The sequence below is a fragment of the Mesorhizobium sp. M4A.F.Ca.ET.050.02.1.1 genome (assembly GCF_003997725.1).
Classification (GTDB): domain Bacteria; phylum Pseudomonadota; class Alphaproteobacteria; order Rhizobiales; family Rhizobiaceae; genus Mesorhizobium.
Map to the genome: position 1 here is coordinate 1 of NZ_RZSG01000117.1, position 11592 is coordinate 11592.

Annotated in this window: 6 protein-coding genes and 1 pseudogene; 2 read left to right on the plus strand and 5 right to left on the minus strand. The window is 62.6% G+C overall.

Annotation, left to right across the window (positions count from 1 at the left end; translation table 11 throughout):
• Positions 1-510, plus strand: a 510-nt coding sequence (locus tag EOA33_RS11055) for an AAA family ATPase (RefSeq protein ID WP_145989111.1), incomplete at its 5' end; no start/stop codon positions are given.
• Between the two features lie 27 nt (positions 511-537).
• Here EOA33_RS11055 and EOA33_RS11060 read toward each other — a convergent pair.
• Both EOA33_RS11060 and EOA33_RS11065 read right to left on the minus strand, forming a co-directional pair.
• Positions 538-2251, minus strand: a pseudogene (locus tag EOA33_RS11060) (HAD family hydrolase).
• Between the two features lie 156 nt (positions 2252-2407).
• Positions 2408-3523: an NAD(P)/FAD-dependent oxidoreductase gene (locus EOA33_RS11065; protein ID WP_127405637.1), complete on the minus strand. Its 1116-nt coding sequence runs from the start codon at positions 3521-3523 to the stop codon at positions 2408-2410.
• A gap of 273 nt (positions 3524-3796) precedes the next feature.
• Here EOA33_RS11065 and EOA33_RS11070 point away from each other — a divergent pair, with 273 nt between their 5' ends.
• Complete coding sequence (locus EOA33_RS11070; RefSeq protein ID WP_127405638.1) at positions 3797-5173, plus strand: aspartate aminotransferase family protein; 1377 nt, start codon at positions 3797-3799, stop codon at positions 5171-5173.
• Positions 5174-5955: 782 nt separating this feature from the next.
• Here EOA33_RS11070 and EOA33_RS11080 read toward each other — a convergent pair.
• The 3 genes from EOA33_RS11080 to EOA33_RS11090 form a co-directional block, all read right to left on the minus strand.
• Positions 5956-8262 (minus strand): AGE family epimerase/isomerase, encoded by a 2307-nt coding sequence (locus EOA33_RS11080; protein WP_126055890.1) that lies wholly within the window; start codon positions 8260-8262, stop codon positions 5956-5958.
• Between the two features lie 499 nt (positions 8263-8761).
• Entirely contained in the window at positions 8762-10189 is a 1428-nt protein-coding gene (locus EOA33_RS11085) for an HlyD family type I secretion periplasmic adaptor subunit (protein WP_126055889.1), read from the minus strand.
• Positions 10176-11592 (minus strand): type I secretion system permease/ATPase (locus tag EOA33_RS11090; protein WP_127405639.1); only part of this gene is annotated, 1417 nt, incomplete at its 5' end. The genes EOA33_RS11085 and EOA33_RS11090, both read right to left, overlap by 14 nt.

The window sequence follows — 11592 nt, forward strand, 5'->3', positions numbered from 1 at the left end:
ATCCAGAGCCTGAACCGCGAAGGGCGCGAGCGGCTGCTGTCGGCGTTCGAGGTGGTCAACGGCCATTTCCAGCGCCTGTTCTCGCATCTGTTCGGCGGCGGCACGGCCGAACTGCAGCTGATCGAATCCGAGGATCCGCTGGAAGCCGGGCTCGAAATCCTCGCCCGCCCACCGGGCAAGAAGCCGCAGACCATGACGCTACTCTCCGGCGGCGAGCAGGCGCTGACGGCGATGTCGCTGATCTTCGCTGTGTTCCTCACCAATCCGGCGCCGATCTGCGTGCTCGACGAGGTCGACGCGCCGCTCGACGACCACAATGTCGAGCGCTTCTGCAATCTGATGGACGAGATGTCCCGTACTACAGAGACGCGCTTCGTCATCATCACCCACAACCCGATCACCATGGCGCGCATGGACCGGCTGTTCGGCGTCACCATGGCCGAGCAGGGCGTCAGCCAGCTGGTCTCCGTCGACCTGCAGGCCGCCGAGGCGATGCGCGAGGCGAGCTGAGGCGGCGGCCAACATGCCGCCAATCGGCTACTTCTCCGGAGCGGTCGCTGGCGCCGTATAGCGGCGGCGTACGGCATCGAGCACCAGCTTGCGGCTCTCCTCGGCCGAAAGCGCCTTGTCCTTTTCCGCCATGGCCGTTTCGCGCGCCAGCTCCTTGTCCCTGATCTGACGGCGGAACCATTCCGAATAGTCGCCGGCGCGCAGATGATGCATCCAGGTCTTGTCGTCTATGCCTTCCGCCATCTGGGCAAAGATGATCAGATTGTGCGCCCTCAGGTTCATCGCATTCTTGGGACCCTTGAAATAGAAGCTGCCTGCTTCGTCGAGCTGGCCCTCGGCATATTTGCGGCTGTGCCGCTTCAGCGATTGGCTGGGCTCCATCGCCTTGACGGTAAAGGGCTTCTTGCCGGTATGCGGCCGCCAGAGCAGTACGCGATCTCCTTTCGGGGTGGGGATGTTTCCCGGCGCCTCCAGTCCGGTTTCCTTGCAGAACGTCTTGATCACGCCTTTCGCTTGAGGTCCGAGCGCAATCACTACCGTCACCAGGCGCAAGGCATCCGTCGAGATCGCTTCCGGATGCACCGTGATCAGCACTGTCCCGGGCAATTCAAGCGAAAGCACCGCTCGCGTGTCCTCGCGCCGCTTGGGCAGAAGGTGATGCGCTTCGTCGATGATCAGCCAATGCGGTCTTGCCGTGCGGTAGCGGACATTGCCAAGGCCGGGCAGGAGTTCCGCGAAGAAGTCCGGCCGCTCATCGACCCTCAACGCCAGGCCGTTGACGACGACATTGGTGTCAGGCTTGCCGATCAGCTGCAGCAACTGGTCCTTGCTTGGCGCAGCCGAGGAATCGCCAAGCGGCACAGCGCCCTGCAGCCCGTCATAATCGCCCTCCGGATCGAAGATGCAGAACTGCAGACCTTTTTCCGCGAGCCGTTCGGTAAGCGCCGTGGCCAGTGTCGATTTGCCGATGCCGGAGCTCCCGGCAATCAACACTGTCTCCACCGGCGAGAGATAGACTTCCTTGCCGTTAGCGCTGCCAAGCAGGACGCCCCTGGCACGTTTGCGCGCAATCAGATGATCGAGCTTGATCATCTTGCCGATCAATTCCTCGACGCCTTTGCCGCGCTCCCCGCGGGTCACCAGATCGGCCGTGTCCTTCACTGCCGGCAAGGCGTTGTCGACGGCGACACTGCAGCCTGAGGCGCGCAGGAAGGCGTGGTCGTTTTCAGCGTCGCCGACGGCGACCACATTGTGCGGTGACAACTTGAGATCTTCGAGCGCGGCTGCAAGGCCGGTCGCCTTGTTGATGCCGCTGGGCAGGATCATCACCGCGCCCTTGTTGAAGATGATCTCCAGCTCCAGCCCTAGCTTCTTGATGACTGTCGAGCACCGTTGCCTGATGCGGCTCCCAGGTGGCGACGATCGAGCGCCCGACCGAGAGCGGCTTGACGCCGCGCTTCTTCAGCCGGGCGACGAGGTCGGGCGAGGGCGCTGGCGAAATCGTGCGCTCTTCCTCGCTTGCCGGCGTGTAGATCAGCGCACCGTTTTCCGCGACGACCTTGTCGAAAATGCCAACCTCCGGAAAGACCTGCTTGAGGTCCGGCAATTCGCGCCCGGTGACCAGGATGAGCTTGCGGCCGGATTTCTTCAGCTTCTCCAGCGCCGCGAACGTGCTTTTCGAGACCAGGCCGTCATGCGCGACCGTGCCATCATAGTCAGTGGCCAATGCCATGAAATACATCGGGTTCGACCTCTCCGCTGGGCGATGTCTGATCTGCCGGAAGAACCGGGCTGGCAAACATCAACGCTTGTCGGCGGAAAAGGTTTAGACCCTCGGTCTGCCTCGCAGCGATCGCGGTCTTTCTCGCGCAGCCTTCGATGACCTTCTCGTGCTCAGCTAGGCGAGCATCAGAATGCGCGCGACATGCGCGGCGATCGCCAGGCTGGACGTCAGCCCGGGGCTTTCGATGCCGAACAGATTGACCTCGCCCTCGATGCCGTGGGTTGCCGCATCCTGGATGATGAAGTCGCTGTTGGCCTCGCCGGGTCCGGAAAGCTTTGGGCGGATGCCGCTATAGGCCGGCTGCAGGCTGCCGTCCGCGAGCTCCGGCCAGTATTTGCGGATCGCATCGTAGAAGCGCTCGCCGCGCGTGGGGTCGACGCGGTAGTCCAGCCCGTCCGTCCATTCGACATCCGGCCCGAAGCGCGCCGTGCCGGCGAGGTCGAGCGTCAGGTGAACGCCGAGCCCGCCGGGTTCGGGCACCGGATAGACAAGCCGCGAGAAGGGTACGCGCCCGGCCACCGAAAAATAACTGCCCTTGGCGTAGCGAAGCGTCGGCAGGAACTGCCGATCGAATCCTTCGAGCGAAGCGGCAAGCGCCACTGCGCCGAGACCTGCCGCGTTGACGAGGTGTGAGGTGGCGATCTCGAAACGCTCGCCGCTTGCGGTGTCCATCGTCTCGAGGACGATGCCGCCGGTTCCGATACGACCGGAAACCACACGCGTGTTGAGCGACAGCATGGCGCCGTCCGCTTCGGCCTCGCCGAGCAAGGTGAGCATCAGCGCGTGGCTGTCGACGATGCCGGTGGAGGGCGACAGCAATGCCTTGGTGCAGTGCAGCGCCGGCTCCAGCGCCTGCGCCTCGGCTGCGGACAGAAAACGCAGGTCGTCAACTCCGCAAGCGGCGGCATTGCCGCGAATGGAGGAAAGCACCGGTTCCTGCGCCCCGTCTGTTGCGACGATGAGCTTGCCACAACGCCGGTGCGGGATCGACCGCTCGGCGCAGTAGCGGTACAGAAGCTCGCGCCCATCAACGCAGTACCGCGCCTTCAGCGACCCCTTTTGGTAATAGATGCCGGCGTGGACGACCTCCGAATTTCGTGAACTCGTCTCGGTGCCGATGGCGTCGGCGGCTTCGAGTATCAGCGTGTCCAGGCCTTGTGCGGCCATGGCGCGCGCAGCCGCCAGACCGATGACGCCGGCGCCGGCGACGATGCAATCGACCTGTTCCATGCCCCCGTCCATCTGGTTGCGCAAGCGGCGCGTCGCAGCCTTCAAGGATCATAGCCTTGTTGTCCAGTGCCGGCGATCAGGTGCGTGGCCGCGGCATCGGGATCATTTGGAACTGAGTTGGGGAACCACATGGCGCTATCGATCATGACACAGCGGCTCTTGCGGCCACCTGCCGCCATGATGCATCAAGCATCCCAAACGCGAGTAATCCCTGGACCGCTCATCAGACGAGACGGTTCTGTTTCGGCTGCACGCCTGCAGACAGGAGCCATCATGGACGCCCGACCCAATTCCCCTGAAGCCCGCGATATCCGCTTCCACCTGCATGCCTACACCAATGCCCGCAAGCATCAGGAAACGGGCCCGCTCGTCATCGAAAAGGGCGACGGCATCTATGTCGAGGACATTGCCGGCAACCGCTATATCGAGGCGATGGCAGGGCTGTGGAGCGTCGCCGTCGGCTTCTCGGAAAAGCGCCTGGTCGAGGCGGCCACGCGGCAGATGTCGAAGCTGCCCTATTATCACGACTTCGGATCGAAGGCGCATTCGCCGCTGATCGACCTGGCCGAGAAACTGGTGCAGATGGCGCCAGTGCCCATGAGCAAGGCCTACTTCACCAATTCCGGCTCCGAGGCCAACGATACGGCCATCAAGATGATCTGGTACCGGTCAAACGCGCTCGGCCAGCCGGCGCGCAAGAAGATCATCAGCCGCAAGCGCGGCTACCACGGCGTGACCGTTGCCGCGGCAAGCCTGACCGGGCTGCCGAACAACCATCTCTCTTTCGACCTGCCGATCGCCAATGTGCTGCACACGTCGACGCCGCACCATTGGCGCGATGCCAGGCCGGGCGAGAGCGAAGAGCAGTTCTCCAGCCGTCTCGCCGACGAGTTGGAGACGCTGATCCTTGCCGAGGGACCGGAGACCATCGCCGCCTTCTTCGGCGAGCCGATCATGGGCGCCGGCGGCGTCGTCGTTCCGCCCGCCGGCTATTGGGAGAAGATCCAGTCCGTGCTGTCGAGATACGACATCCTGCTCGTTGCCGACGAGGTCATCTGCGGCTTTGGCCGGACCGGCGAGATGTTCGGCTCGCAGACCTTCGGCATCAAGCCTGACATCATGGTTCTGTCGAAGCAGATTTCTTCCTCCTATCTGCCGATCTCGGCATTGCTCATCAACGACAAGGTGTTCGAGCCGATCGCCGATGAAAGCGATCGCATCGGCACCTTCGGCCACGGCTTCACCGGCGGCGGCCATCCCGTCGCCGCGGCCGTCGCGCTGGAGAATATCAAGCTGATCGAGGAACGCGACCTCGTCGGCAACGCGCGCACCATCGGCGCGCATCTGCAGGCAAGGCTGCGCAGGCTGGCCTCGCATCCGCTGGTCGGCGAGGTGCGCGGCGTTGGCCTGATCGCCGCCGTCGAGCTGGTCACCGACAAGGCGAGCAAGGCGCCATGGGGCAAGCCTGCCGCCCTCGGTGCGCTGGTCAACGGGTTCCTGCAGCAGAATGGCGTCATTTCGCGCAACATGGGCGACGCCATCGCCTTCTGCCCGCCCCTGATCATCACCGAGCCCCAGGTGGATACGCTGGTCGATGCGTTCGAGCGGTCGCTCGACGCCGCCCTGCCGCAGGTTCGGCCGCAGGGCTGAAAAACCGGTCAGCTTACCCGTCATAAGCGAGCGCTCATTCTCAGCGCCCGTTCAATGGCCAGTGACGATGCACCCTGGGCTTTAGTCAGGCGTTGGCGAGTCAAATTGGTGCCGCCGTCCGGGACTTCTGACACAGTGGAAGGTGGCCGGCGCCACATTGGGCGTGTTTGGGTGGGGTATATGGCGCCGGCCAGGCGAACAAAAAATCCACCGCCCTAACAAGCTACCAGCCAATCCGTCGGTGCCTGTGGCGTGATCGCGGACGTTTTGCGGCCCGGCGCGCTCTTGTCGTTCACATGACAGAGAGCCGAGCCTTACCGGCGTTGCCTGAGGAAACGGCAACCGGCTGGCAAAGAAATATAAACTTCGGCTGAAACAGGCGAAACACATCCATATGGACGAAGCAGGGGTAGCAACCGGATCATCCCTGATGTGGGCCTCGGCCTTGACCCGCTTGAAAGCGAAGTCCGGATCGTAGCGATGGGTGGGATTGCATACCGCGCATTTGACCTCTGCCTCGCCATTCGGCGCCGGCATCTCTTGGCTGCCGCGCTTCCAGGCTCCTTGGAAGACTTTGGTTTCAGCTGGCTGCCATTTCGACAATCGGCGACTCGCCCCGCATCGCCGGCCCTGCAGGTGTTCAACGCCGCGCCGTGCGACGGACCCGCCATTCCATCGGCAGCGCGTTGCACGCGTGTCATCGTCTCACCCTTGCGCGCGAGTAGGGAAAGTTCGTCGGATTTGGACGTCTCCTCCGCATCCGACGAACGGCCGATCCTTGATCAACCGTAGACCTGCGTCCGAGTGGGGCCGCCGGCATCGGACCCCGGGAGCGGGAAGGGCTCTACCTGCCCTTCGGTCTTGTCCAGGTACTGCATCAACGCCGTTACCAGATGGTAGAAGATGCTCGCGGGGACCTCCGTCGCCACTGACCTTCCGCGCTCGTCAATCCTGTCAACCCACAAGCCAAGCGGTGCTGGATCGATATGCCATCGGAAGAGGCGGGCGACACGAGCTTCGATCTCGGGTTTCAGATCAGGCCCGCCAATGCCGTCCAGGGCGATGGCCGCCTTGACGGCCTCGCATTGCGGCCAACTGCGAGAGAGCCGGTCGAAGGGCATTCCCTGCCGCGACACGGCCGCATAAGCCAGACCGGTGGCCCGGTTCAATCCGCTGGCGATCGCCGACGAATAGAGCTTCCTTGCGTAGACTGCCAAGTCTTTCTGCCCACTTGCCCGCGTGAAATCGACAAGGAGCGAGGCCCATTCGAAATGGTGCCCCGGTTCGGTCCACTGACCGTCGTCTCCAGGCAGCGGCAGCCAGTCGACATCGAAGCGTTCGCCAAGCGTCCAGCTCTCCTGGTCGAAGAAGTGACTCCGGAAAAGATCGATGATGCGTGCCGCCCGACGCAGGTAGCTGCGGTCGCCGGTGACGCCATACCAGGCAAGGAAGGATTCCAGCATGTGCATATGCGGGTTCGAGAACCGCACCCCACTCCAGCCAGGGCTCTCCAGGAAGCCGTTCAAGCAGCCGTCCTCGAGATGGGTGTCGATGAAATGAAATGTCTCTTGAGCAAGCCGCAAGGCATCCCGATCGCCGCATCGATGAGCATGGGCAAGCGCCAGGAGCACACAGGAATGGTCGTAGGCGTCCTCCACCGGGTCGACCACGCTGCCGTTGGAATTGAGGCTGCGAACCCAGCCGCCGCGGTCGGTGCGACCGTATTTCGCGATGAAGTCGATGCCGTGGCTGATGAGCCTGTCGGCCGGTCCGGCCCAGCCGCGTTCCTTGGCGACCGCGAAAGCGTAGATCTGGCGAGCCATCGTCCGCATGCGCTTGGGCTTGCCTAACGGCCTTGCATCGAAACCGAGAGCCTCGTGGAAGCCGCCATGCACATCGTCGACACCTGCAGTGGACCACAGCGGCAGCGTCTCGTTGAAGAGCCAGTGCTCGACGCGCTTTCGCCATGATCCGCTGATTATGACGCGGTCTTCCGACGCCGTGAACTTCGTCTCGAGGCGTCCGCTCTTCTCTAACTGTTCGACAACCTTCTTCACGTTCTGGCTGTGGGTGACCGGAGCGACGAACACTGCGTCCGGGGTCGCCACCACCGCCACATCCTTCATTCCGATGACGGTCAGCAGCCTGCCCTGGCTTCTGAGGTAGGAGCTGCCGCAATCCATGGCGACGACGTCGCCCGCTACGACATTTCCGTCGCGGTCCGTCGGGCTGGCTTCGAGCAGCGATTGCCACGAACCAAGGTCGTTCCAGCGGAAGGAAGCCGTAACCATCGCGATACCGCGTGCATGCTCCATGACCGCGTAGTCGATCGATGTCGACGGGACGGTCGAGTAGAAGCCCTGAGGCAAATAAATGCCTGAGAGGTCGGCCCGTGCGGTCTTATGGGCCCGTTCCGCAGTGTCCCAGATGTCCGGCCGGAGGTCGAGAAATGCCTTCCGCATCGTGTCGGCACGAAACAGAAAGATGCCGGCGTTCCAGTAGAACCTTCCCGAAGACACATATTTGCGGGCCGTCTCGATATTGGGCTTTTCGACAAAGTGCGAAACGGCGGCCACTCCGTCACCATTTGCCGCAACCTTAACCTTTATGTAGCCGTACCCTGTTTCGGGATGCGTCGGTTTGATGCCGAATACCACAATGCTTCCTGAATCCGCGGCAGGCATGCCCGCTTCGACGGTTTCCCAGAATTGCTTTTCGGTCGATATCTCGTGGTCGGAGGGCACCACCAGTACAAGCGCGTCGACGCCATGTTCGGAGATTGTCTGCAGGGTGGCTATTGCGACCGCCGCGGCCGTATTGCGTCCGATGGGCTCGAAAATCGGTCTGCCGCCGTTCAGGCCGAGCGCACCGATATCCGAAATGACGCGGTCGGCATGCCGTTCCGAAGCTATCAGGTAGATCGGCGCCTCACCGTCCGGCCGCATCTTGAGGCGTCGAACAGTTTTTGCAAGCATCGAGCCGTCGCCCGAAAAGTCATGGAATTGCTTGGGATTGTCTTCGCGCGAGAGCGGCCACAGCCGTGATCCGACGCCCCCGCTCATGACAAAACTTACGATCCGGTCCGGCATGCTCCAGTTCCTCTCAGAAAGTCTGGTTGTAGGCTCCGACTTCTGGATTGCGGCGCAGCACGGGATCGAGAGCCTCGAACATCTCGCGACGTCGCTCCGGCGACAGCACTGGTCTCGAAGGCGAATGTGTTCGGTCTGGCTTGGCCGACTACGTTCAGGGCCACGGTTTCCCCTCCGCACATGCGGGGGCTGATCCTAGCACGCAGCCGTGCCCAAGAGCCCTTGATGAATTGGGGGTAGCCCTAAAGCCCTGATTTCTCACCCACCTATCCAACAGGAGCATGTCCGCCGCCAGCGCAGAGGGGTGTCTCGTGCGTTCCTGCCGGACGAAGGGCGTTTCGGGCGCCTGGCTAGCTCCGGCAAACAAGCGTCAATTCCGGCTCGGATCGCCTTGGCGCGCTCTTCCTGGCGACTGCTGTTTCTTCATTGTTACCCGACGCCACGTGGCTCGAGTTGACAATGGCAGGGACAAAGGTTCGTCGGCTGGAAGCCTGCTCTTTTACCGCTCGTGCAATGATTCCTGCTTGGTTTTCGCCAGCGGCGAGAGGAAATAGCCAATGATACTGCGCGTGCCAGTCTTGATCTCGACCGTCACCGCCATACCCGGACCGAGCTTGACGAGCTTGTCATCCACCTGCATGTCCGTACGGTCAAGTGAAACGCGCGTGGCATACTGCAGTTCCTGATCTCTCGGCTCACTGTCGCTCTGCGCTGCGCCCAACGCGCGGTCGTTCGACGCGCTCTGCTGCCTGTCGCGAACTATGGCGTCGGATGACACGCTGAGCACTTCACCATGAAGAAGCCCGTAGCGGGTGAAGTTGAATGTGTCGACTTTGATTTCCGCCTTCTGTCCCGGATGGACGAAACCGATGTCTCGGTTGGAGAGCATGGCCTCGATCTCGAGATGGCTCTCACTCGGAACCACCACGGCGAGTGGCTGAGCAGGCGTCACCACACCTCCCACCGTATGAACGGCGAGTTGCTGCACAACGCCATCGACCGGCGCGGTCAATTGTTGGAGCTTCGTGCGCCGCTCTGCCTTGATCACTTCCTGCCCGGTGCTCGCAGCTCTCTGCTCGGCTTTTGCGAGTGCCTCATAGGTCGCGCGCCGGTACTCCGCGGCGGTCTTTTCCCTCGTTTCCTTCAGCAACGCGATGGCTGCGTCGGCTTCGCGCAGCCGGCTCTGCTGCAGGTTGAGATCCTGCTGAAGGCCTACCAGTTCCTGATACTCGGAGAGATAGACGACCTTCGAAGCAAGTGCCTTGTCGACGAGGTTCTTTTGAATGTCGACCCGCTCCTGCAGCAGCGGTATCGTCGCCTCGAGCTTCGCGCCGCTCGCCAAAGTGGTCGATCGTTCCGCCTCTTTCTGGGTTTGCTCGCGATCGATCTCGGCGAGCTTGGTGTTCTGTTCGGCGAGCTGACTGACAAGAAACTGACGGTGCATCTCGATCTCCGCCGCGCTTGCCCCCTGCGGCGGTCGGAAGGCCGCAAGCGGATCCTCCGCGAGCGCCGCGCGCAGCCGTGCGACGTCGAGTTCGGCCGAAAGGAGATCGCTTTTCTGGCGCTCCTGGTCGGCGTCCGTCATGGTCGGGTCGAGCTCGATCAGGACGTCGCCAGCCTTCACGCTCTGACCATCGCGCACGTTGATGGCGCGCACGACGCCGGTGTCGAATGGCTGGATCAGCTTGGTGCGCCCGTCTGGCACGATCTTGCCCGTCGCCGTTGCGACGATATCGACGCTGCCCAGCGACGCCCACACCAGCGCGAAGCAGAAGACCGCGATGATACTCGCCCCGATTGCGCGCCCGATCGGCGACGGCGGCGATTCGGTGATTTCGAGCGCCGCCGGCAGGAACGCAACTTCGTGCTCGTGGCGACGAGGATTGACTCTCGGAAACTCGACGATGTTTTGGCTAGCGGACTTCATGAATGCCGGCCTGCAGATAGTGGAGGTTAGCGTAACGCCCGTTCGAGCGGATCAGGTCATCATGGGTACCGTCCTCGACGATGCGGCCATGCTCGATCGTGATGATCCGGTTCGCGTGACGCACAGTCGAGAGCCGATGCGCGATGACGAAGACGGTCCGGCCGGCAGAGATTCGTGTCATGTTCTGCTGAATGGCGCGTTCGCTTTCGTAGTCCAGCGCGCTGGTCGCCTCGTCGAGGATGAGGATGCGCGGATCGGTGATGAGTGCCCGCGCGATTGCGACGCGCTGGCGCTGTCCGCCAGAAAGACTGCTGCCGCGTTCGCCCACGATAGTGTCATAGCCCTCGGGCAGTTCCAGGATGAAATCGTGAGCGCCAGCGAGCGACGCCGCTGCAACGACGCGCTCCATAGGCATAGCCGGATCGGCGAGCGCGATGTTTTCGCGAATGGATCGGTTGAAGAGTACGTTCTCTTGCAGGACGACTCCGATCTGGCGGCGAAGCCAGGTCAGGTCGACCATCGCCAGATCGACGCCATCGACCAGCACGCGTCCGCTCTCCGGCACATAGAGCCGCTGTATCAGCTTGGCGATGGTGCTCTTGCCGGAGCCCGAGGAGCCCACGATGCCGATGACCTGACCGGGCTCGACGCTGAACGACACGTCGTGCAGCACCTCGGGGCCGTCGACTCGGTAGCGGAAAGTCGCATGCTCGAATGTCACCTGTCCGCGGATCGCCGGCAGTGTGGCGCGGCCAGGATTGAGGCTTGGCTCGGGAATGGTGTTGAGGATATCGCCGAGACGATCGATCGACAGGCGGGCCTGATGGAAATCCTGCCAAATCTGCGCGAGCCGCAGCACCGGCATGCTTACGCGGGATGCCAGCATATTGAATGCGACGAGTTCGCCGACGGTCAGGTCGCCACCGATCACGAGCTTGGCACCGAAGTACAGGGTTGCGGCGACGACCAGCTTGTTTATCAGCTGCACCGCCTGGCTCGCCGTATTGTTCAGGCTGAGCACGCGGAAGCTTGCGGTCACATAGGCGGCGAGCTGCTCCTCCCAACGTCGCTGCATCTGCGGCTCGACCGCCATGGCCTTCAGCGTTTCGACGCCCGTGACGGTCTCGACCAGGAAAGCTTGATTCTCCGAGCCGCGATCGAACTTCTCATCAAGGCGCCGGCGAAACAGCGGCGCAGCTCCCGCAGAAATACCGATGTAGAATGGGAACGACGCCAGAACGATCAGCGTCAACGAAGTCGTGTAGTAGAACATCACCGCGAGGAAAACGACGGTGAAGACGAGATCGATGACAAGCGTGAGCGCCGAGCTCGTCAGGAACTGGCGGATATTCTCGAGCTCGCGGACGCGTGCGACCGAATCCCCGACGCGGCGCGTCTGGAAA